Source organism: Mycolicibacterium llatzerense, from assembly GCF_025331195.1.
Taxonomy (GTDB): Bacteria; Actinomycetota; Actinomycetes; order Mycobacteriales; family Mycobacteriaceae; genus Mycobacterium; species Mycobacterium llatzerense.
In genome coordinates, this window is record NZ_LXOV01000019.1 from 43,856 (window position 1) to 65,748 (window position 21,893).

General features: G+C 64.7%; 25 protein-coding genes. 11 read left to right on the top strand and 14 right to left on the bottom strand.

The features are described 5' to 3' along the window. Positions 1 to 145 precede the first annotated feature (145 nt). From A7G45_RS31875 to A7G45_RS31885, 3 genes are all read left to right on the top strand, one after another. On the top strand, positions 146 to 961 hold the full coding sequence (locus tag A7G45_RS31875; RefSeq protein ID WP_260943447.1) for a hypothetical protein: 816 nt from the start codon (positions 146 to 148) through the stop codon (positions 959 to 961). A gap of 507 nt (positions 962 to 1,468) precedes the next feature. Continuing rightward, positions 1,469 to 1,801, top strand: a complete 333-nt coding sequence (locus tag A7G45_RS31880) for a hypothetical protein (RefSeq protein WP_260943449.1) — start codon at positions 1,469 to 1,471, stop codon at positions 1,799 to 1,801. A gap of 45 nt (positions 1,802 to 1,846) precedes the next feature. After that, a complete protein-coding gene (locus A7G45_RS31885) occupies positions 1,847 to 2,023 on the top strand; it encodes a hypothetical protein (RefSeq protein ID WP_260943451.1) in 177 nt (58 codons plus the stop codon). A gap of 9 nt (positions 2,024 to 2,032) precedes the next feature. On the opposite strand, the gene A7G45_RS31890 is transcribed toward A7G45_RS31885, so the two are convergent. The 11 genes from A7G45_RS31890 to A7G45_RS31940 form a co-directional block, all read right to left on the bottom strand. Further along, positions 2,033 to 3,331, bottom strand: a complete 1,299-nt coding sequence (locus tag A7G45_RS31890; protein WP_260943453.1) for a DUF1173 family protein — start codon at positions 3,329 to 3,331, stop codon at positions 2,033 to 2,035. Positions 3,332 to 3,422: 91 nt separating this feature from the next. Beyond that, on the bottom strand, positions 3,423 to 3,953 hold the full coding sequence (locus A7G45_RS31895) for a hypothetical protein (RefSeq protein WP_260943455.1): 531 nt from the start codon (positions 3,951 to 3,953) through the stop codon (positions 3,423 to 3,425). Beyond that, positions 3,950 to 4,411, bottom strand: coding sequence for a hypothetical protein (locus A7G45_RS31900; RefSeq protein WP_260943457.1), 462 nt, complete (start codon positions 4,409 to 4,411; stop codon positions 3,950 to 3,952). Before A7G45_RS31900 ends, A7G45_RS31895 begins: the two co-directional genes overlap by 4 nt. 6 nt (positions 4,412 to 4,417) lie before the next feature. After that, positions 4,418 to 4,951 (bottom strand): hypothetical protein, encoded by a 534-nt coding sequence (locus A7G45_RS31905; RefSeq protein ID WP_260943459.1) that lies wholly within the window; start codon positions 4,949 to 4,951, stop codon positions 4,418 to 4,420. 99 nt (positions 4,952 to 5,050) lie between these two features. Next, the gene (locus A7G45_RS31910) at positions 5,051 to 6,031 is read right to left on the bottom strand and encodes a phospholipase D-like domain-containing protein (RefSeq protein WP_260943461.1); all 981 of its coding nucleotides are present in this window, start codon (positions 6,029 to 6,031) and stop codon (positions 5,051 to 5,053) included. Positions 6,032 to 6,111: 80 nt separating this feature from the next. Beyond that, complete coding sequence (locus tag A7G45_RS31915; RefSeq protein ID WP_260943462.1) at positions 6,112 to 7,551, bottom strand: type IV secretory system conjugative DNA transfer family protein; 1,440 nt, start codon at positions 7,549 to 7,551, stop codon at positions 6,112 to 6,114. Continuing rightward, on the bottom strand, positions 7,544 to 8,716 hold the full coding sequence (locus tag A7G45_RS31920; protein ID WP_260943464.1) for a hypothetical protein: 1,173 nt from the start codon (positions 8,714 to 8,716) through the stop codon (positions 7,544 to 7,546). Before A7G45_RS31920 ends, A7G45_RS31915 begins: the two co-directional genes overlap by 8 nt. Before the next feature lie 33 nt (positions 8,717 to 8,749). Further along, complete coding sequence (locus tag A7G45_RS31925; RefSeq protein ID WP_260943466.1) at positions 8,750 to 9,568, bottom strand: hypothetical protein; 819 nt, start codon at positions 9,566 to 9,568, stop codon at positions 8,750 to 8,752. A gap of 2 nt (positions 9,569 to 9,570) precedes the next feature. Continuing rightward, a complete protein-coding gene (locus tag A7G45_RS31930) occupies positions 9,571 to 10,104 on the bottom strand; it encodes a hypothetical protein (RefSeq protein WP_260943468.1) in 534 nt (177 codons plus the stop codon). Beyond that, on the bottom strand, positions 10,104 to 10,475 hold the full coding sequence (locus tag A7G45_RS31935; RefSeq protein WP_260943470.1) for a hypothetical protein: 372 nt from the start codon (positions 10,473 to 10,475) through the stop codon (positions 10,104 to 10,106). Before A7G45_RS31935 ends, A7G45_RS31930 begins: the two co-directional genes overlap by 1 nt. After that, positions 10,472 to 11,422, bottom strand: a complete 951-nt coding sequence (locus A7G45_RS31940; protein WP_260943471.1) for an alpha/beta fold hydrolase — start codon at positions 11,420 to 11,422, stop codon at positions 10,472 to 10,474. Before A7G45_RS31940 ends, A7G45_RS31935 begins: the two co-directional genes overlap by 4 nt. Positions 11,423 to 11,728: 306 nt before the next feature. Here A7G45_RS31940 and A7G45_RS31945 point away from each other — a divergent pair, with 306 nt between their 5' ends. From A7G45_RS31945 to A7G45_RS31980, 8 genes are all read left to right on the top strand, one after another. Continuing rightward, positions 11,729 to 12,112 carry a hypothetical protein gene (locus A7G45_RS31945; RefSeq protein WP_260943472.1) on the top strand — a complete coding sequence of 128 codons (384 nt, stop codon included), beginning with the start codon at positions 11,729 to 11,731 and terminating at the stop codon, positions 12,110 to 12,112. A gap of 90 nt (positions 12,113 to 12,202) precedes the next feature. After that, on the top strand, positions 12,203 to 12,625 hold the full coding sequence (locus A7G45_RS31950; protein WP_260943473.1) for a hypothetical protein: 423 nt from the start codon (positions 12,203 to 12,205) through the stop codon (positions 12,623 to 12,625). Between the two features lie 55 nt (positions 12,626 to 12,680). Next, positions 12,681 to 13,040, top strand: a complete 360-nt coding sequence (locus A7G45_RS31955) for a hypothetical protein (RefSeq protein WP_260943474.1) — start codon at positions 12,681 to 12,683, stop codon at positions 13,038 to 13,040. Between the two features lie 281 nt (positions 13,041 to 13,321). Then, positions 13,322 to 14,083, top strand: a complete 762-nt coding sequence (locus tag A7G45_RS31960) for a sensor domain-containing protein (RefSeq protein ID WP_260943478.1) — start codon at positions 13,322 to 13,324, stop codon at positions 14,081 to 14,083. Continuing rightward, on the top strand, positions 14,080 to 14,943 hold the full coding sequence (locus A7G45_RS31965; RefSeq protein WP_260943479.1) for a sensor domain-containing protein: 864 nt from the start codon (positions 14,080 to 14,082) through the stop codon (positions 14,941 to 14,943). Before A7G45_RS31960 ends, A7G45_RS31965 begins: the two co-directional genes overlap by 4 nt. Positions 14,944 to 14,952: 9 nt before the next feature. After that, positions 14,953 to 15,768, top strand: a complete 816-nt coding sequence (locus A7G45_RS31970) for a sensor domain-containing protein (protein ID WP_260943480.1) — start codon at positions 14,953 to 14,955, stop codon at positions 15,766 to 15,768. Positions 15,769 to 15,785: 17 nt separating this feature from the next. Then, positions 15,786 to 16,673: a sensor domain-containing protein gene (locus A7G45_RS32630; protein WP_260943481.1), complete on the top strand. Its 888-nt coding sequence runs from the start codon at positions 15,786 to 15,788 to the stop codon at positions 16,671 to 16,673. A 37-nt stretch (positions 16,674 to 16,710) separates the two neighbouring features. After that, positions 16,711 to 17,691, top strand: a complete 981-nt coding sequence (locus A7G45_RS31980) for a hypothetical protein (protein ID WP_260943482.1) — start codon at positions 16,711 to 16,713, stop codon at positions 17,689 to 17,691. Between the two features lie 497 nt (positions 17,692 to 18,188). Here the strand turns inward: A7G45_RS31980 and A7G45_RS31985 are convergent, their stop codons facing one another. From A7G45_RS31985 to eccE, 3 genes are read right to left on the bottom strand one after another with little or no spacing between them, the layout of a single operon-like run. Then, positions 18,189 to 18,374: a hypothetical protein gene (locus A7G45_RS31985; protein WP_260943483.1), complete on the bottom strand. Its 186-nt coding sequence runs from the start codon at positions 18,372 to 18,374 to the stop codon at positions 18,189 to 18,191. Positions 18,375 to 18,387: 13 nt separating this feature from the next. Next, positions 18,388 to 20,199 (bottom strand): AAA family ATPase, encoded by a 1,812-nt coding sequence (locus tag A7G45_RS31990; RefSeq protein WP_344257703.1) that lies wholly within the window; start codon positions 20,197 to 20,199, stop codon positions 18,388 to 18,390. Next, a complete protein-coding gene (gene eccE, locus A7G45_RS31995; protein WP_260943519.1) occupies positions 20,196 to 21,893 on the bottom strand; it encodes a type VII secretion protein EccE in 1,698 nt (565 codons plus the stop codon). The genes A7G45_RS31990 and eccE overlap by 4 nt, the downstream gene beginning before the upstream one ends.

A 21,893-nucleotide genomic window follows, 5' to 3' on the forward strand; every position in this document is an offset into this window, starting at 1 on the left:
AACAGTAGTAGCGCGCCGACTGTTGGCACTCCCACGAAAGCTCCCCTCGATTGCCCGGCGACAACAGTCGCTCCAGCGACTACCCTCACCTCTATGCCTGTCGATTCTGACAGATCGAAGCAACAACGACAATAGGTAAACACACATGCGACAGATCACGCCCGATCGTTACGACGAACTTCGGCACGAATGGATCACCGAGCACGCCGGCATCTGGAACATCCAGAAGAGGCGCGGCGAGAAACTGAACCGCCAGATCCGCAAACGCACCCGCATGACAGCGGGTGCGCGACCAAATCCCTACGACGACAACCTGACTCACCCGCACTGGGCTCGCAGGGGGTCCACCGTCGAGATCGGTTTGGAAGGGATCATCATCTTGGCGAGCGCATTGTTCGCGCCCCTCGGATGGCTGGCAGGCAAGCTCTTGTACGAGCTGACTGTCCGGTACATCCCCGCCCGGCTACGCGCCTACCCGATCCCAGCGTTGTTCGGTACCGCCATCGGAATCGGGGTCCTCACCGTCCTGCTCTACAGCCCGGACGACTCCGTGTACCGGACGCTGCTCGCGCCGTACCTGCTGGCACAAATACCCGCGACGTTCGCGGTCGCCGGCATCTACGGCATCTTGAACGGATGGCTGGCCATCGACGGGTCCGCCACTTGGTGGCCAATCACACCGCCGCCACCGCCTGTCGATCTCGATCTACCGTTCGGCCCCGACGACCTCACGGCCCCACCGGTATTCGACGTCGCCGAACCACGACCGGCCGCCGACATGACACCGGTCACGCAGATCACCCAATCGCTGCAATCACTGCACCTGGTCAAGATCGGCATAGCAGTCTGCGCCATCGGCGCCGCCTGGATGACCGGCGCGGTCGCAATCGGCGTCAAAGACGCACTCTCCGACACCATCTCCACCACGTCATGGACACCCCCTGACCCGATCGCGCGCTGAACGTGAAACCTCAACCAATTCAAGGAGTTCGACCCGTGTTGCCGAGAACATCACTTCGACCGTGGACCTTCGCTGCCGCCGAGAACGGCCCTGGACTTACGCACACCTGGATACGCGACTGGGCCTGCGACCGAGACCGCCTTCACGCCGCGGCCGCGGCCGCGGGCTGGCAATCGCACTGCCTACTCGATGTCTACGACCACTCACTTCTGAGAACCCTGAAATTCACGGCAAGCTCACGCCACAAACTCGATAGCCCGCGCAGCGAACCGCACATCCTGATCACCGTCGCCCCCCACATTCCGTGAACGCTTCAGCCCCTGCTGCCGCTGGCATGCGAGGGCCGCTCAATCAATATGCACCTCGCCGTCGCCTCCGACAACTTGCGCTTCGTCAGCTACGGAAGCGCCTACACCCCAGCTGAATTCGCCGACCAAATCGGATGCTGGTACCCGGGCATACCGCCATCTCTATCGTCGGCGTCCAATACTGACGGGCAGCGCGGCCATGCGTGAAAGCGTGGTCAACCTCCACGCCGCCAGCGTCACCGTCCGGCACTCCGGCCTAGGGAGCGACGGATGGTTCGTCTCGATCGACGGGCACGAACTCAGCGGAGTCGGCGACTCCATGCGCGAGGCACAAGCCGTCCTCTGGAACATCCCTGTAGCCGGCGGCACCGCTACCGTTGTCGACTGTGGCTCCATCCCCGTGCCACATCAATCGGCGGGGCGAGCGGCGTCGATAACGCTCGCCGACCTGGCGATGGTCCCCGCCGGCGGCACCGTGACACTCACCGTACGAGACGGCGACGACCCCTGCGAAATCGCAGAACGTGTCTGACCTGGCCCGTACAGTCAGCACCAACCAGCCGAAAGACGAACTACCGTGGCACCCTCCGTCATTCTCAGCAGCTCTGACATCAACATCCTGGCGGTGTTCATCGCCGCGGGCGCTGATCCCGACCGGCTTGCCCGCTGGATGCGCGAGAACACCGACACCCAGACCCCGGTCCACGCCCTCGCTAGTGCCGGTGAAGCGATACGGACACAACAATTTTCGTAGCTGCGCACCTCAGTAGCTGGGGCCTGGATCAGGTGGTGGCTCGAAATCATCATCCGGCGCCGCGTCCTCATCGCTAGAAGGGCTCCCATCCGCGCGATCAGACGTCAATGAGGGAAGTTCCGGCATGTCCTCATCCGTGCGCCAGTTCCACACTGACAGGCCGGCTATCGACTCGCCGTCCTCGGCATCGCCAGCAGAGCGGTCGATGAACGCAGCCACTGGCGGCGTGGTGTCGGTGAACGTCAGTGATGCCATTGCTGTCGCACTTCCGTTGTACGCCAGGACTTTCCGGAATGACCGTCCCGCGTCGACAGCGGTGCTCAGCAAGGTTCGGTCAGCATCGCCGGTGAACGGCAGCCAGTTGCGGTCAGTAGTCATCAGGGACAACTGCTCCACCGTCGCATACCCCGCCCGCGACACCGAAAAGGTGCTGATCGCCACCAGGCGCACATCGCCCGGTTCGGACATCTGCCAGTGTTCCAATTCGACGGCGAACCGTTTGGCGAGCTTGCGGTACAAATCCTCTTCGAGGAACCACGGATGCCCCGGCAGATGCCGGATCTGTAGTTTGAACCCGTGGCTGGTCGCCTCCAGCGCCTTGACCTCGCCCACACCGATCAGCAGCTGCGTGGTCTTCCCCGGCTGGCGCCGCGCTGGCGCCCACGCCTTGATGCGGCGCTGGTCAAGCTCAGCCTTGCGGTCGGCGGCAAACGGCTCGGGCACGAACAACGCCGGCCCGAGAGGGTTCTTACGAACCAGCTTCCCGTCTACCGCCGATCGCAGGCGGCGGTACACCACCGCCCAGGAACGATGTCCCGCGAAACCTGGCTGCCATGAGGACAATTCGGCCTCATCCCACAGGTAGTGAAGCACCGCCCGCAACGACAACTTGTTCCCGCTGGCCTGAACGGTGTCCGACGGGGTGCCCGAAGGTTCGGGTGCGGCGCGCCCAGCGGACTTGGACAGCGAAAAGCCCAGGCGCAGAGCCGTTGTCCCGTCAGCAGGGTTGTCAACGATGGACTGTTCAGCTACCGCACCGTACCCGGACAGTTCTTCCGGGGGCAGCCAGGACCGGCATCGGTGATGGTGGCTCGCGGCCGTACCCGGCATCCGCTTGACGATGAGCTCCTGCCCACTCGCGGCGATGTACATCGGCACACCCGGGTAGCTGCACAGGCACAACGGCCTCACATGCAGCGATTTAGCGGCAGCGAGAACCTGTTGGGACGACAGGGAATGAACGTCGTCGATGCGGCGGCCCTCCACCTCAAATGCGGCGTCTCGGTGCCCGTCCGGTATTACGTTCACGACTCACCCACTCGGCGCAGCCCTGGCCCGAGCGATTCGGCTGCCATAGGGCAGCGTGTCCGACTCAAGGACCCCATCACCATGTCGGCGCTCATTTTTCGACCGCCGCCGGCCGTGGCCAGTACCGCGCGGCTGCCGCAAAGGTTCCGCCCAAGAGCGCTGCGGCTGCCAGTGACCCTAATGCCGGCGCAATCAGCGCGTCGAGCAAGTGAGGAAGATAGGTACGGTAGTCAAAGTCCGTCGGATACTCCACCCTGAGCGCTGGCCCGCCGAATGGCGCGGCGATGAAGGTGGCGCGGTGGCTCAACAGCGAGTGTGGCAGGACGAATATCGCCACCGCTGGCCCCATCAACAAGCCCACCCCCGTTTTGATGGCAGCGGCGATGTGTCCGAGTAACGTGCCCGCGACAGCAGCGATGCCGAACCCCACCATGACGATGACGGTTACTACCTGCACTTCGAGGGTGCACCAGGCCAATTGAGCATCAGTGACATGAAGCCACGCGTCCACGTCGTGGCGAGGTGTGCTGGTCAGGGCCGAGACCGTGCTGACGACGCCGCCTGCGCATAGAGCTACTCCACCGAGCGCGAGCATTGCCCGTGTACCGTTCGGCTTGGTCATGTGCGCTTTCCTTTCGTCAGGACCTGGTCGTCGCCGAACAGAGCGAGCTGCACCGGGTGTCGGCGTACTTGCGGCCGGGCGGCAGGTTTGGTCCGGGATTCTCGATGGGCGACTTCGGCGATGGCGGCCTTGGCGATCGGGGTTGCCGCGGCGCTGGGGTCGGGGCTCGATTCGATGGCCATACGCATGGCGGCGGGAACCAGCTTCCAGTGCGGACCGCACATAAAGCCGGTGCACGGGGTGTCGCAGCCGTTCGCGTGGCAGCTGTCCGGTCCAGAACTGTTCTGGGACATAGGTTCTCCGTGGTGCGGTTGGCAGGTCGTGATGATGCCTGCGCGGCTGTTGGGCTCGCGGCCTCGGTCGCCGCGGCGCGATGCCGAGGTGGTGGGAATCTCGTCGTCGAAGTCCGGATCGTCCTCGCGAACCAAGACCGCGGCGGCGGGCAGGTGCTGGCTCATCGGGACTCAGCTCGCCGGCGAGCCGTGGGTAGCGAGAGCCTCTACTGATGGCCATACCGCGGCGTTGTGACCGTCGGTATGCCAGGTGCATCCTTGCCCCCCGACGCCGATCGGCGCATCACAGACCTGGCTGTGGTGCCAGGGGCACCCTGCGCTGAACCTGTCGATCGCGGCACGCAGTGACGCGTGCGCCAGGCTGGACAGCACGATCGTGCCCGTGGTGCTGTGGTAGTGCCAGCGGCTCGATGCAACACCGAGCTCATTCAATTGTGCAGCGACAGCGTTTAATTCGCATTCAGGCAGGGTGCCGATACCACATGATGTCGGGCGGGGGCTCCACCGGGGAATGCGGGCATCGAGGATGATCAACGGGTTGCCTTCCACGCCCACGGGAAGGAACCGGACGATTCGGTCTCCGCTGATGATCCGGACGCCGCAGCGTTCGACGAGAGCGTTATCGGGCTGCTCGGTGGTATAGAGCCAGCGAAGCCCGGCGTCCAGCGCGGCGCTGAAGGTCGGCGCGGCCAGGGTGGTGCTCATGCTGCGACTACTTGGTCGTGCTTGCCGGCGCCGGTCGGCGCGGTGTCTTGGGTCTCTAGGGCGGCAGATTCAACGGTGGGCATGATGGTCTCCTTGGTCTCACGCCGGCGTGGCTTTGTCGAAGTCGGTGGCGAACTGGTTCTGCACTGCCGCAACAATGTTCGGGGCGGTGGTCTTGCCGAGCCGGATGGACAGTTCGCGGTTTTCGGTCAGGCTTTTGGTGGATAGGTTCTGGCTGCCGATGATCAGAGAATCGTCTGTCAGGACGATCTTTTCGTGCATATACAGTCCCTTGGTTGACTTGGGCAGGACGCGCACGGCACAGCCTGCGTCCTTGACTTGAGTGACGGCGGGTGTGTCCGCGTCGTCGGCGTTGAGCAGGACTTTGCATGGCACGCCGCGGCGGGCGGCCTCAGAGATGGAAATCGCTGCAGCGTGGTCTTTTAACTCTTCACTGGTTACGTCCAGCACGCTGTGCGAGGCGTTGATGGTTCGGATGTATTCGGCCCGGGCAGCGGGCGACCAGATCAGGTCTGGTGCCGCGATGGCTTGCGATAGGCGGCCGCTGTCGACGACGCCGTAGTCTCCGTCGAATGTCGCCGCGATGGCCGAGACCTGTTCGGGCACAGTAGAAACAATCATGGCGTCACGTCCGGTTGGGTAGAACTTCGCGTCGAAATTCGCGGTGCTGATGATGGCGGTGTCGTCGTCGATCACCACCGTCTTCTGATGCACGATGGTGTCCGCCGGCGCCCATTTGACGTCAACCCCGGCAGCTCGCAGCCTCGCGTAGGCCCGTTGGTTGGCTTGCTTTCCGTGAAATGCCGAGTCCAGCAACACCTTCACGTCGTCACCGCGGTTCTTCGCGTTCTCGAGCGATTTCTCAATGATGTCGTCCGCCAGCTCGTAGACGACGACCCGGACCGACTTTTTGGCGCCGTCGATGCGCGAACTGATGGTGCTGTAGCCGGCTTGAGGCTCCTGGATCAGGGTGTGCGGCCCGTCGGTGACTCCTGTGGTGCTGGAGGCAGTCAGGCCGGGGATGGGTAGGTGGCTGCATCCGGCGACCGTGACGGTCACGGCGGCGGCGAGGGCGGCGCGGGTGAGGTTCTGCAAGAGTTGATCTTTCCGTGTGATGGTCGGATTGGTTGTGCAGTCGGTCATTCGCCGACGATGAATTGCCGTAATCGGCTCATCCGGCTGGCTTCTCGGCGAGGTCCTGGGGACCCTGGTGGGACCAGCGGCGCGCGGCCGGCTCGTCGCAGGGCGGCAGCGCTCGCCTGGTCGTACAGGACGCGGAACCGGCTCCAATCGGGAATCTCGACGCAGTGCCCGAGGCCGCCGCGCAGGATCAGGCGGGCGTGTTCGCGGTCGGGAGGGAGGAGTTCTTGCCAGCGCAGCCCTGCACCGAAGTCGGAGTTCAGATTTCGGTGGCCGTCCGCCTGCCCGTAGCTTTCCGATCGCCGAAAGGTGAGGCCGGACCAGTTTTCAGGGCCGACGAGCAACTTTTCTTCGTCCGCGCCGAACATGATCAGGTGCGCAGGAAAAATCTTGCGGAGCTCGTTCGCGTAGATCGGACCGTAGACGGTGTCGAGCTGCTCTGAGTCCTGCACGCATGCCATCACATTGACGCTAAGGCCGCGACCTTCCCCGATGATCCGGCGAAGACTGGGCAGCGGCGCGGTGTTGGGTAGCTCGTCGATCGCGATGAGCAGCCGATGCAGCTGTTCACGGCGCGCGGTCTTTTCCCGCCAGCGCCGGTAGAGAGACTCGAGCATCGTGACCGCCGCTCCCGCTACCGTGCCATCGGCGGGCGCCAGGATGAACACAGTGGCCTGGGGGTGATCGAGGAACGAGGGGTCAAACGTCCAGGGGATGTCATTGCCCATGGCAATGTTCAGGCTCATGCGCAGCCACGGGGTGATCGCCTTACGCATCGTGATAGCTACCGAATCACGCTGGCGGGCTTCCATGTTCAGGATTTTTGTCATGCCGATGGCGAGCACTTCATACTGGTGGCACAGGGCCGCCGCTTGCAACCAGCCTGGTTCTGCTGCGCCATTCTCGGTGGTGTCCATGTTGTCGACGGCTTTGAGCACCCAGTCCATACCCATGCCGTTACCGTTGGGCGAGGCCGCGTACAGGAACGCGGCCAACGGGCCGGATGCCTGCGACTCCCACACTCCCCCATCGGAAACCTGGTCAGCGCCGCTGCCCATGCCGACGGTGGCCATCTGCATGATGTTTTCAGCGATGGTCAGCGCCTCCAAGGGCGTTTCAATGGTGGCGGTCGGGTCGTAGATCATCGACTGGACCCCCGCCGGGTACGTCGGGTTGTCGATGGGCCGGAAATCGATGACCGCTGTCGGCCCGTGCCGGCACTGCATGACCAAGTCGATGATGTCGTCTTTACTGTTCACCACCACCGCCGGGCCGCCCCACAACGAAATCGCCTGTGCGAGAACCCTGCGTGTCTTACCTGTTTCGGTCGGGGCGGTGATCAAGCAATGGGCGGCCGAGCGCACCACATAGAGCTGTTCGCGCCCCTTGACCCATCGACGCAGGAAGCCGCAATACGGCGTCTGAGGTTCCTTATACATCCGCCAGCGCCCCCCAGGATGACTGCGCCCGGAGTTCGCGCATCCGGCTGTAGATCGCGAACAACGGCGCTGCGCTTCGTGCCACGACGATCAGGACGAACATCACGGCCAGGCACCAGCCCACCACGCTGGGTAGCGGGTACCCGTTGGCCGACGCGAGGACGACCAGCATGCCGAAAACCAGCACGACCTTCTCGGCGAACAGAAAGACGAACGGGAGCACAACGGTCATGGCCCATGCGATCGGGTCGGCACGACGGGGCAACGGCCGCGCCCGGCGCACGGCATCGACCAGCGAGACCAGTCCCAGCGCGGACATCGTCAGCAGCAGCACCGACGGTGCGACGATGGCGACGATCAGCCAATGGGCGGCCATCAGCACCGGATCGATGAAAGCGAACGGGGTGAGGTGCGTGCGGATGTAGACGTGGATGAACGCGGCGCACCAGGCGACGACGATCGTCATCAAGATGGGCTTGGTGGTCTTGCTGGCGTAAAGCGCTGCGTCAGAGAATGATTCGAGCAGCGCGGGTCCTACGACGGTTGACCAGGAGCGCACCGCCCGAGTGTTCAGTACGGCCCGGCTCATTCCGAGCCTGCCGGCCCACCGAGGTAGGGGTGCTGCACCGTCGGCGGCACCGACGGACCGGAACTCGTCGTCAGGATCGGTTGCTGCTTCCCGCCATTCGATGATGTCGTAGCGCGCCAGCATGCAGTCGAGGTCGTCGTATTCGATGCACATGTGCGCGGTCAGCCCGCGCACGACTGCCGCCGCCTGAACACGCAGCGGCAGGTCCGGGCTGATCCAGTAGGCGACGAGGGTGGCTTCGGCCGCACGCACCTCGTTGTCGTCGTCAAGCGAGGTCGTGGGGTCGTACCGCATCACGGCCACGATCGTGTCGGCCTGACGGTGTGCGGCGCGCAACCTGCTCAGACTGTCGTACCCGCGCACGCCGCAGGTGCACCACCAGGAAGGACGCTCGTAATGAAAGTCGTCGTCGCAGATCATCCACGCCTCGCACCCCTTCCACGGAGACTGGGTCGGTGCCGCCTCCACGGGCAGCAGAGCCCATTTCTCGATGTCGATCCGGAAGGTGCACAAGGCGTAGACCGCCTTGGGGGCTTCGACTTCCATGATCGTCTGTTCGGGGGTGTCGGCGGTCATCGCAAACTCCTATGCGGTTGAAGGAACAAGGTGTCAGCGCAGATCGCCGAATAGGCTCCAGGTGGTCACCGTCAGGTCTGGGTGTTCGTGCTCGACGATCGGGTGCCAGCAGCGCGCGCACGTGCCGATCAGCCAATCGCCGTCGCCGCAGGCATCCGATAGGTGGACGTCCAGGACGTGGTCTTGGTCGGGAAAGCTGCTGCACCCCGAGGGGTCCAGCAGCGCGAATGCCTCACCTGTTGTCCTGGGGCTGTCGTGGCGCCCGGCGGCAGCGCGCATCGCGCTCAATGCGGCGGGCGCGTCATCACTGGACAGCCATCGCCGCATCACAGGGCGGTTAAAGACCGCCGGCCGTGCGAAGCTCCGATTCTCGGCCAGCAACAGGTCCTCCACCGACGCGCTACCGTGGCCGTCTGCGCCGCGCACCGCGTGCTGGGCCAGATCAAGAAGGTGTCCCCAGTTGGGCAAGATCGGCTCGGCAGGGCGTCCCGTGGGTCCGCTGGCCAGTGGCGGCAGTCCATAGCTCGGGTTCCCGCGGATGAAATCTTCCAGCAGCGGCCCGTGGTCGGTGATGACATGAAACCCGTCTGCCGCCAAACGATCCCGCAGGATCGGGTCGGCGATGAAGCCGTTGAACGCGGCAGTTGCGGTTGACCACACCGATTCGCGACGATGCCAGCCCCACACCTGATTGTGTGCATCGAGCAGCGCCCACCCCGGCGTGCTCCGCGTCAGGAACAGGATGTCGTGTCCGGACCAGATGCCCAGCAGGTCACCGTGTTCGTCACCGCGCAGCGGGCGCACGTAGCGAAAGACCGTTTCATCGATCGCCGTCGTCATCAGAGCCGTCATCGTCAAAATCCTTTTCCTGGTGAGGTTTTGGTGTCGCTGATATGCCCGTCGGTCGGGCTGGAGTACTCGCCGCACCCGCCGGCGCCGAAGTTCTGCCACGGAACGAACCGCCACGTTCCGTCACGCCGGGGGCAGAAGAATCCCCACGACTGGGTGCGGCGACCAGTCAGAACGATGGTCAGGCACGCTTGCTCTCGCCCTGAGCTGTCGCGCAGAAGCTGTACGCGGTGGCGGTGACCAGCCCGCCGAAAGGCCAGGCTCCCCGGGCCGCGCCAATGCGCGCCGCCCTCAGTGACCTCCATGTAGGACCCCGAAACGATCAGCGTTGCGAAGCTCCACGGGTGCGAATGCAACGCGGGTGGATCATCGGAGCCAACGAAGCGATGCAGATACAAGTTGTGCCAACGATTTCTCGGCCACAGGAAGTACCGGTGCAGATAGACGCCCCGCTCGGAGCGGATGACCTGGTGTGGCTGCCCGCTGAGAAGGGTACGCAACCAAGGCTTTTCGGCGGGGATGCTGACGATGGCGCTCATCAGCGCTCACCTCGCCGGTTGATGCAGCGGCGATGGCATTCCTCGCAGCGCAGCATGCCAGGGCTGTAGGGCAATGCCGCGCATTCCACGCACAGGCCGCGGCGGTACGCCTGATCAGCGGTCATGTGACCGTCGCCCGTGGCGATGCCGGCAACCCTTCGCGCATACGTGACCGCTTCAAAAGCGAAGGGGCCGAACACATCCATGGTGAGGCCGCGCTGCTCGTACCATTGGTAGAGCGCATCGCGCACCGCCCCGTTCACCCCGTCAGCGAACACGTTCTCAGCATTGACCCCGACTGCCGGGCTGCCGGTCGCCGTCTGACGCGTTCGATGATTGGCTTGCGGACGTTCTGCAAGGGCGATGGTCACGCGCCCACCCCACTCAGGACGGTGCGCAGTGACTGGACGGTGGCGGCGATTTCGTCTGCGATCTGGGCGGGCCGCTCGTGTAGCAGCATGTGCCCAGCGCCGTGGAATTGACGATGCCGCGCACCGGGAATCGCGCTGGCCATCTCGTGCGCATGCGCTGCGGGTGTGACGGTGTCCGCGTCACCGCTCAAGATGGTGGTGGCGGCACGAATATTGCCTAAGACGGCGCGCTGGTCGAACCGGCGCAGATGGGGCAGGAACCCCGCAGCGGTGCTCAACGCTGTCGTCGACAGTGCCGCACTGCACATCGAGCACAGCACACGTCGCTCAGCCCGGGCACAACCCCGGCATAGACCGACCAGCTCGCAGACCGGCCGGGCAAGTGCCCGCACCGCGTGCTCAGCCGCGTAGGCGGGTGTGTGCGCCACCAGTGCGGACAGGAAATCCGGTGCAGGAGTGGACAACAGCCGCCCCAGGCCACGATCGCACAGTTTTCCCGCCGCGGTGGCCACCAGCACCAGCCCCCGCGGACGCACTGGCTGCCGGTCAACCGATCGCGCGCTGTACGTCATCGCCGCCATACCTCCTAGCGAGTGCCCTGCGACCGTCAGAAAGCCGCTCACCCGCAGCGCCATCAGCACGTCGGTGAAGTCGTCGGCGAGTTGGTCAACGTGGTAGGTGCTCATCGGCGCGCAGCCGGAATCGCCGTGACCACGGTGGTCGTAGCGGATGATCCGCACCTCGCCGCCGAGCAGATCGCGCAGCGCCGCGTCGATCACCTGCCAACTGCCCGCGCCTTGGCACAGGCCATGTAGAAGCGCGACGGTGTGTTCGGCATCAGCCGGGCCGCTGTCGTGGACAGCCAAAGACACGCCGTCACGGGTCAAGATGGTCTGCTGCACCGAGCGCGCCGCTTGCGCGGCGTGCGGCACGGTGCACACAGTCATCGCGAGCGCCCTACCCGCGCGCCGACACCGGATGCCCACTGTTCACCTGGGTGCTGCAATACGGGTTCTGTCGACCGGTGCGCGGCAGCGAAGACCTGCGGGCGTCGGCGCATCGCCGGGTACTGAACACGCTCTGGCCCAGCAGAGTTCGCACGAATGTCGATGGCTCTCCGTGAGACGGCACCGCAGTCTTCGGCACTGGCGCGCGGTGTGTTCATCACCCCATCTTTGCAGAGAGAAGCAAGCAACACAATGGGTAAACATGTTAATGTGCGCGTATTGATTGATTTATCGCCGGAGGACGCCATGACCGTCGAACCCACCACCACAACAACCGCCCGCGACGCGCTCGACGACGCCCGCTTCGACATCACCTCCGCGCAAGCCGCGCTCCGCGCCGGCGACGACCTGCGTCAAGCCCAGTACGCCCGCGCGGCGATCGACAGCGCCGCCACCACGCTGCTCGACCCCGCCGCCACCCGGCGTGAAGTGGTGGCCGCCAGGTTCTTCCTGGGCGCCGGCCTAGCACTGGACGGACGGGCCAACACCTGCGGTGCGGACAGCATCCACACCGACGAGGAAGCCTCCGGGCTAAGCCCTGACGACCAAGCCTGGCTGCGCACCTACCTACAGACTCGCGAACAACGAACCCTGCACGCGCTCAGCGCAGATGACTCCATGGGGCTGTAGGCAAAACCGAGCCTTCATATTCACCGAAAGACGCTCTGCCACAACCTATCCACACCAGGACCATCGACCGACAACAGAAGCGGGGAACGCATGGATCGCAACGATGACGTGCTGTCCAACTGCCTGCCGGTGACCCGGGGTGTACGCACACGACTACTGGCCATCCTCGCCGACGCATACCCAAACACGCTGATCACCAACGATATCCAGAACCGGCTCCGCATCAAGTTTGGCTGCAACCACCGTTACCGCCGGGAGAACGATGACCCGCAACACATTCCCGCCGCACTCCCCCGTGACTGCAAGTTCGGCAACGACTGCCCCGGTCAATGCTGGTACGCCCAGGCGTATCCCCAGCTACGGCGACTCGCCGCGCTCGGCATCATCGAGTGGCACCCGGCCCGCGCCGGCGGGCAGTCCGCGTCGTGGCGCCTGGCCGACCCCGCCGGTGACATTCCCGACGATCCGCCCCCGGTCCCTATCGTCGACTTGGACAGCCCGCGCATGCCGTAGACCCCGCGACGCGCCGGTAGACACGCCCAGACGTCGACCAATACCATTCGCACTTATGTTCGACAGTTGGGCGGGGTTGCTGGCTCCCAGCGTCCGGCGGGCCGTGAACCCACCGCGCCCGGTCCTGGTCGACCTCACCCGCATGATCCCCGCGCCCGATGACGCGTTCCGACTCGACGCCGTGCCAATGTGGACGAAACTCGACGGACTCGACGTCAGCTGCGAGGTCACCGGCCTCGTCCACGGATGGGTCAAATCCGCCCGAGGAAGCTGGCTGGCGCTGGTCAGCGTCGACATCCCAACCGGAAACCGCCAGCGCCGGTTAACCGTGCACCACCTGTGCGCGGCCAGGGCACTGACGCCCCTACCACCGAACAACACACCCGCAACAATCCTGCGGAACGTCCAGCCCTGAGCACGCACGCCTGCCGCGACAACGTTCGGGCGTCGCCAGGGCCGAAGAGGTGACCGAGGGGCTACCCGAATGCTTGTAACCTGCACATATCGGTGTTTAGGCGCCACGAACAAGGGGGATCAATGATGAGTGGACCGGGCGCGGGCTGGAATCCGCACCACGGATGGGGCGCCCCACAGGGTCAGCCGCCCAGCGATCCGCAAGGCAGCTACAGCCCCCCTCCCACCCCCCCCTACCGCCCCCACCCGAGCCCGCCCCAAGGCCAGCAGTGGGGGCAACCGTTGCCGCCATCACCACCGCGACGGCCCACTCACAAGGTCCTGTTCGGCGCGGTCGCGGGCATCGTCATCGTGGTGGCCGGCGGTGTGGGCGCCTACGTCATGTTCGGGTCGGGCACCTCGTCGTCGAACGCCGGGGCAGGGACATCGGCCGCGGTGCCAACCACAGCCCTGTCCGCAGCGACCGTGCGGGTAGTACCGACCACAGTCCTGCCGACCGATCAGCAGGTTCAGCAGGCGACACTGCTGAACCTGGCCAAGAAGGGCGACGTCGACACCGCCGTATACCCGGACCAGACGACCGATCCGGCCAGCTGCACCCTGGTCGATAACACCGACACCGCAACCATCGCCGGCCAAGCCATCTCGATGGCCAGCGCGGTCTACACCGACAAACCCGGGGATGACTACAACTACAGCGCGTATGTGAGCCTGGCCGTGTTCGACACCAACGACGCCGCCGCGGCCGCACTGCCGAAAATCATCAACGCCGTGAAAGGCTGCACGGTTCCGTACACCATCCCGAGCAACAACAAGCCAGGCAAACCCGCGAAACCGTGGACCATCTCGGATGTGAAAGCCCAAGGCAATCAGATCGCCTGGCTCAACACCCAACAGAGCACCGGCACACCATGGAAGTGCGGCAAGGCATTCCGCGCCGAAGCCAACGTCACCGTGACCGCGACGCTGTGCCATCAGAACCCCTCCATGGGCCCGTCCAAACTGATCGACGCGGTGATCACCAACGTCAACGGCAAGAAGTGACGAACCCCGGCGGGCAGTGGACCCCACCGCCACACCCCGGCCCATTCCCGCACCACCAACCCGCCCCGATAGGCCCACCCTGGGCGCCCGGGCCGCTGCCATCGCGGAACCGAGGCCCGCTCATCATCGGCGGGGCACTGATCCTGGCCGCCGCCATCGTGGCCACCTCGGTGGTGCTCACCCGGCACGGCTCCAGCAGCACACCAGCACCCACAGCGCCGATCACCGATACGACGCAAACAAGTTCCGCGCCAACAACATCCGCCACCACAGCGAGTGCGCTGGCGGGGCCGACCTACCAGGTGGTCCCGCAAAGCGCCCTACCAGCACTCGGCGACGTCGCGCGCCTCACTGGCGTCGACATGGTCACGGTCTCCGAACTCATGCAAGTCCCTTCGCCCGACGCCACCACCACCCCACCGTCGTGCGCGTTCGCCTCCAACTCCGCCAGCCAGTCGACATGGAAATCAGCGCGCGCCATGGCGGGACTGCGATTCATCGACGGCACCATGACCAACTACATCTCCACCGCGGTCGCAGGACTGGCCGTGTTCCCCACGCCTGCGGACGCGGCATCATCGCTATCTCTGGTATCAGGGTCAGTCCGAGGCTGCACGTCCTTCACCGTGCCCGACTGGAACCCGAAAGTGCCCCCGGCCACGTGGACTATCGCCAACGTCGACCACGGCGATGACCACATCAGTTGGGGCACACAACAACCCGACGGGTGGTCCTGCCAGCGAAACTATCGGATCGTGGGCAACCTGGCGGCCAACGCACTGATATGCAGTGACAAAGCGCGACCTGGGAGCGCCGCCGCGCTGACCGACTTCGTGATCGCCCACGCCACCAACCAGTAGCGAGCAGCAATGACAAATCCTGGCCCACAACAAGATCCGCAGTACCCGCCGCCGTGGACACCAACACAAGGCCCTGCCTATCCCTATCCGCCTGTGCCCCCGCGCTCGTCACGCTCGGCGGTGATCATCGCCGCGGGCATCGTTGGTACCGCACTCATCGTGGCCGGTATCATCCTCGCCAATCACGGCATGGGCGGGCCGCAGCACGACGGCGCGGCAGCGGGCAGCTCCACCTCGGCGACACCGACCCTGGTGCAGGCAGTTCCGGCCACACTCCTGCCCACGCCCGAAAGAGTGCGGCAGGCCACGCTGATCGACGCGAAGTACACGCCGAACGTCATCACCAAGGTCGGCACCGACCTGGCGACTACACCCGCTCAGTGTGCACTCGCCGACGCAGCCAACACCCAATCATCCTGGGGTACAGCGATTTCGGTCGCCGTTCAACGATTTGGTGACGGCCCAGACTACGACCACTCCATCAACTTCGGCGGCGTCGCAGCGGCCATCTTCGACACCACTGAGGCCGCCGCCGACAGCCTGGCGACGGTCACCAACTCCGTCCGCAGCTGCACCAGCTTCACCACCCCAGATGCGGACCATCTCGACAGCACACTCGCCTGGGCGGTGACCGACATCGCCGCCCACGATAACCAGCTGGTATGGACCGACAGCCAGACGGCCGTGAGCACCCAGTGGAAATGCGCGAAGTCCTACCGCGTACAGGACAACCTTGTGGCCTACGCCTATGTATGCGGCTCAAATCCCAGCGACGGCCCCGCGAAGCTGACCGATCAGATCATCGCAAAAGCCACCAACAAGTAACCCAGACTGGAGAATTCGTGACCGGCAACGATGGCTACACCCCGCACCACAGCGACCCGAACCGTCCACAACAACCCGCGCCATGGCCGGCAACCGGCCTAAACCCGCAAGCTCAGTGGTCCCCGCAGCCCAGTGGGCCGTGGGGACCAGGCGCGCCGCCATGGGCGCCGCCGGCGGCCAAACGCGGGCGACGTGCAGCGCTGATCATCGGCGCTACGGCGATCGTCGTCGCCGCTGTCGCTACCGCCGTCGTGGTCGTGTCCCAGCAGCCGATCAGCGTGTCCGCCCCCACGACGGCCATCCCCAGTTCACTGCCCGCCAACGCCACACCGCAGGCCGCGTTCTACATGCTCGCCGACCCGTCCGTCGCTCTGCCGACCATCGATGAGATCAAACAAATCACCCTGCTCGACCTGGCACCCAACGGCGCCGCACCGATGACGCAACCACGAGCCGATCACGCGACAGCGCCACCGAACTGCAGCCTGGTCACCTCGGCAACCAGCAAGACCGTGTGGGGCGACGCCAGCCAAATCGGCGGGCAGCAATTCACCGACAAGGCCGGAAACACCGCCTGGGCCGGACTTGCGTTCTGGGACAGCGCCGACGGCGCGGCAGCCTCACTGACGAAACTCACCACAGCGATCCAAAGCTGCCCGCCGCAATTCGTCCTGACTGGAGAACAAGGCGCCGACGACACCAAGTGGACCGTCAGCGACGTCCACGTAGGAGACCATCGCATCAGTTGGACCACCACACCCCAAGACCAGTTGTGGAAGTGCTCCAAGGACTACCGCGTCAAGGTAAACGTCGCCGTCACCGCCACCCTATGCACACCCAACCCCTCAACGTCCGCTGCCCGTATCGATGACCTGGTGATGGACAAGGCCACAACCAAGCACTGAAGCGCGGCGCCGGCGGCCTTGCAATGCGACCGGGAGCTTGATCACCGGTTTGTCGCAGTGGTTGAGCGGTACGTTCCCGGCGCCGTCGACCGCGACCCCCAACACGCCGATAACGCCAGTGAGGCTTGGTAAGCATACGTTTCTCATACGCCGCACCGTATTGTTTCGGTATTCTGGGCGCATGGAAATCAATTCCGCCAGACTCATCGGCATCACCCATTTCCGACAGCACACCAGCTCGACCATCGACGAAGTCGCCGCCGGCAAGACCTTCCACCTCATGCGCGACAACGAGGTCATCGGGCACATCGTCCCCCCGAACGCGCTGGTCATCGACAACGAGAACCTGGAATTCTGCCTCCTGGGCAGCGTGATCGATCCAGCGGCCGACCACTTCGCCCTGTCGGTCATCAACGAAGGCTACTTGGAGCACATCGGTGACGATGTGGGACGTGTCTTCGCGTGGCTGTGGAACTCCAACCCCACTAAGGCAGTCCGCTGGGTTAGCTACTACACGCGGCGATTCACCGGTGCCCTTCGCGGTCAGCACTACAGCCGACCGACCTTCGATCAACTGTGGTTCGCGGTATCACGTGGGCTCAGTGTGACGATGCGCGCTGCCGAAATCGACGACTTTGGGCGCGTGCTCCGCACCGAGCTACCGAACCTGAATCCAGGACTTTTCACCCCCGCCGAGCTCGCGGGCAACTGTCGGCCTCGCGACACCGACGACCCCTGGCCGGATGCGGAACCCAACGGTCCCGGCCGGGGATACACCAAACGTCGATGGCACGACCTTGAAGTCGGCCAATTTATCCCTGACCCCACTCGTGGACATACCCTGCCCGACGACGAGCATTGGTGCCGCATCGCCAGCATCAACGCAGCCGAGGCTGTACTAGAGCAGCCCGATGCGACGCCGATACATTTCACTGTCCCTGACCTCGGGACCTGGCTGCCGGTAGTGGGCCATATGCCTTACTACTGGCAAACAATCAAATCGACCTTGCGTGCCTGATCGATTCCACGGGCAGGGAGCTGGATCACCCGGTCAGTCCGGCGCGTGGCGCCGGCCACGTCGTCACGGTCACAACTGCTGCGGCCCCGGTCAATGACACTGCGGTGGCTACCCACCGCAGTGAGTGCTTCTTTGCCCTAGGCGTTGTGTTCCACCACATTGGTTACACGGACGGTTGCGCATTCACGCCTAGGTCGTTCGCTCTGCCTTGAAGTATGCGACCACTTGATCCGACCAGGCTTCGTGTTCCGGCTCACAGTTGAACAACACCGGCACCGTGACCGATGCGGCCTGATCACCCGACAGTGCCAACGAACTGCACGCTCCTGACCTCGGCCACCACCAAGAGCACCTGGGGCGACACCAGCCAGGTCAGTGGCCAGCAATTCCGCGACAACGCCGCTGGCGTCCGGTCGTGGTCTGCCCGATCTGCCGGTACATGACATCGGTGCGGAACTGCTCACGGGCGCCCGATACTGCTCCCTCGCCGCGGCGTGTCACCGCGCCCGCCAGTTTCGTTGCGCGAGCAGCGCTTTGCGCCGATCAAGTTCTTCTCGAATGATCGGCGCCAGTCGCTCGGCGTCGAATGGACCGATCGGCACGCCTTGCGGAGGTGGCCACGGACAGATGAGGTCGGCGAAAGCGCTGTCGATGAAGATGGCAGTCGCGGCGTTCTGATTCACCGGATTCTCCTTGTTAGATAATGCTTTTGTATTCGGCGGGCAGGCTCGCGTACAGGCCGTCGGCCAAGTCATCTTCCGTGATCAGCGTGACCACCTCGTCAGGAATTTCCGCCCCAAGTGAAGGATCAGACATGTCGAGGTCGTCCAGGCCGAAGTTGTCCATCATGCGCAGGTTTCGGATACTGATGGCGCGTTCGACGATGTTGCGGGCGAACCGGCCGTTGTTGACCTCGTCGAGCCCTCGGATTATGTCGCCGTCTTCGGTGATGGAGCTCTTGTTGTACAACGTGGTGAACGGCCCCATCAGAACGCGCGCCAGCGCACCCGCAGGCACCGTGCTATCGCCGTGCTTGATGATCGACGCGGTGATTTCCAGCAGCACATCGGGCGGATACGTCTCGAACCTGATCGTCGTCGAGAACCGGCCCTGAAAACCCCGGTTGTACTCGATGACCTTTTGGACCGCCGCCGGGTAGCCCGCGGCAATCAAAACCGCTTTGTCCCTATGGTTTTCCATCCACGGCACGATCGCACCGATAATGGCCTGACCGATCGGGTCACCGCCGGCGAATCCACCATGCAAGAGCTCATGAAACTCATCGAACAACACCACGCCGCCGAGCGCATTCTCGAGCATCTTGCTGGTCTGGCTCTCGACATCACCGACGTGTGGACCCGCCAGCTTTTCCTTGCTCGTCTCTTCAACTTTCGACGTCGGCAGCACACCAAGCCCGCACAGCGTTTTCGCGATCGCTTTAGATGTCTCTGTTTTACCCACTCCGGGCGGACCGGTCATCAGCAGGTGATTACTGATTACCGGATTGCGTAAATTCTTGCGTTCCCGCACGATTCGCGCGAACGTATTCGCCTTGAGGATGCGGACCTGCTTTTTGACGTCGTCGAGGCCGATCATCCGGTCCAGCGTCGCTTGGGATTCGGCGAGCTGCTCGCGGGCGGCGTCGGCATCCTCGTCGTCTTGCCGCTGCTGCGGGGTCCGTCCCGTTGCCGGGTCCCACGGATCGTCACGGGTTTCAATGGTCGCCTGATCGACCACGGAGATACCGAATGTCGGATCCGCCACGGCGGTGCGCGCCAGCTGGTAATCCGGCCAACGCAACAGGACATCTCCCAGAATCCTGCGTGCGGTGTCCTCGTCGCCTTGTGCGCGGGCGATCATGGCCCGCAAGTATGTGCCGTCGCGCGCCACCGGGTCTTCGTGGATGGCGGTGTTCAGCGGGAATGGCGAATCAGTGGCGGCGTCCACGGCGGCGCTTGCCCGGTCGAACCGTGCGAGGTGCGCGGCTGCTTTGGCCTCAAGTAGGGCGCTCGATCGTGACAGCACGTCGTCCTGGGTCCAGGCTTCACGCCCAGCGAGCGCGGTGAGTACGTCGGGCCACCGTTCGGTCATCTGCATCAGCACGGCTCGGGTGAACTGCACCCGAGGATCTGTGCGCAGACCGGCCAGCACTCGACTGGCTTCGTCGAACTTGCCGTCCGTCAACAGAACACTGACGTAGGCCAACCGGGCGGTGGTCACATCGCTGATGGACCAGGTCACGTACTCGATGCTGAATGTCACGTCCAACTGCCCGGGGGTGACGCCCGCGCCGCTGATGCGCAGGTCCGAGCCCAGCCGGTCGCTGCTCTCGGCCAGCTTGGACACCGTGTTCGCCGACCAGTCGCCGGCGGCCATCCGCGCCAGCCAGGCGTCTGCCATTCCAGGGTCGTCATCGGTGGCCATCCGGAGTACCTGCAGCGCTTTGCGAGGATTGGCGGTCAGGGCTTTGACCCCCGCGCGTAGTGCTTCAATGCTCCGAGGACTCATCGGCGGGGGCTCCCGTTGGTTTGTGCGCGCAGGTGGGAAAGGATGTGGGATTCGTTGCGCGGGCGCATGATGCCCAGCTCAATGGGCCGCGATCGTGCGGGGGTGTCGATGGCAATCCGGTTGGCGCCGATCTGACGGATCCGAATGTCGGAATCCGAGGGCAACGCTTCCCCGACCGGCAGCACGGTGACCAGCGCGTGTCCGCGTTCGCCGCTTTCGCGCAGCACCCGCTGAGGCTCGGATCCGTCGGCCACGATGAGGCTGGCGACCGTGGAGCGTTCTTGGCCACGCGCCATGGCGATGCGCTCGTCATCGCAGATCGGTTGCCACAGCCCCGGTCGGTCGGTGTGAATCTCGGCGGTGCAGCCCGCGGAGGTGGCGCGCAGTACCAGGGCTTCCACCACGTCGAGGTCGGCGGCGACCGCGACGCGCAGGAACTTGAGCGGGTCGGTCCACGACAGCAGCAGTGGCACGCCGGAGAGTTCGGCCATGCCATGCAGGAACCCGGTTGGGCCGACCTGGACGGCCAGCGGCTCACCCAGGGGCCGGGTCGAGAGCGGCAGGCTCATGGATCGGTCCCCCAGCGGCAGGGTCGCGGCCAGCGCCGCGAATGCCTGCCCCGGCACTGTCTTGAGTGTCGAGAGCGGTGGATGGGTTTGGGGTGCGTTGGTGTGGATGCGCACCAACGCACCGACTTGGAGCTCGCCGGTCGCCTTGTCGCGCGTGATACGCACCAGCACAACGGTTTTGCTTGATCGGATGGTCCAGAGGTCATTGAGCACGCGGGTGCTCAAGTCCGCGCCGGACATCCGATACGGCGTGACGTAGTCGTTGCCCAGCCGCAAATTGGTCCACCCTTCCTCATAGGCGGACAGTTCCCGGCCACCGAGCAGTGCGGTGGTCGCGGCGTTGATTTGTTCGATGCTGCATGTGGTTGCGCGGCATCCAGATCGCGCGACCGCTTGCCGGATGCGTTCGGTCGCTGCGGCGATGGCTTCACCGACGTCGCCGCGGTAGCGCAGAGCGTCGAGGCAGCCAGTGGGGCGCAGGCGCAGCACCAGCCAGGTCCGCCGGGAACCGACGGCTGAGCGGTCGCTGACCATCTCGTCGTATCGTGCGGTGAAACGCCCATCTGGGGCGGTGCGGGTGCCGTCGCTGAGCACGTCCACCGAATCCAACTCGAGCCCCCCGAATTGTTCGAGCAGCTCACCGCACATTTCCAGCGGGACGGTATCGCGCGAATCCGCGCCCTCAGACACCAGCACTGTCGGTGCGTACGGCCGGCCGTGCAGGGCGATCATCGCGATTGCGTACTGGCCGTCCCAGGTCAGTGCGCTCGTTCCGACGCTGGGCAGTTCGGTCGGGAACGGGGTGGGCACCGTTGCGCGGGTTTCGTGACGTTGCGCGCTGCGGTTGCGGCGCAGCCTCCATGTACGCGCCGCCCAGTCGACTGCGGAGGCCCCCCGGTAGTTGAGTGCGGCAACCACCAGGACCAGCAGTGCAATCGGGATCAGTGCCCACCACGGTGCGACGGCCGCCAGTGGGGCGGCCAGAATCGTGGCGATCACCTCGGCGATGACGGCGCGGCGGATCGGCAGCCGCAGCTGCCACCGGGGCAGCCGCTGCCCGGGCTCGTCCTCGCTGATGTCCTCGGCGGCGAGGGTGCTCAGGTCGGTCACATCCACTCTCGGCAT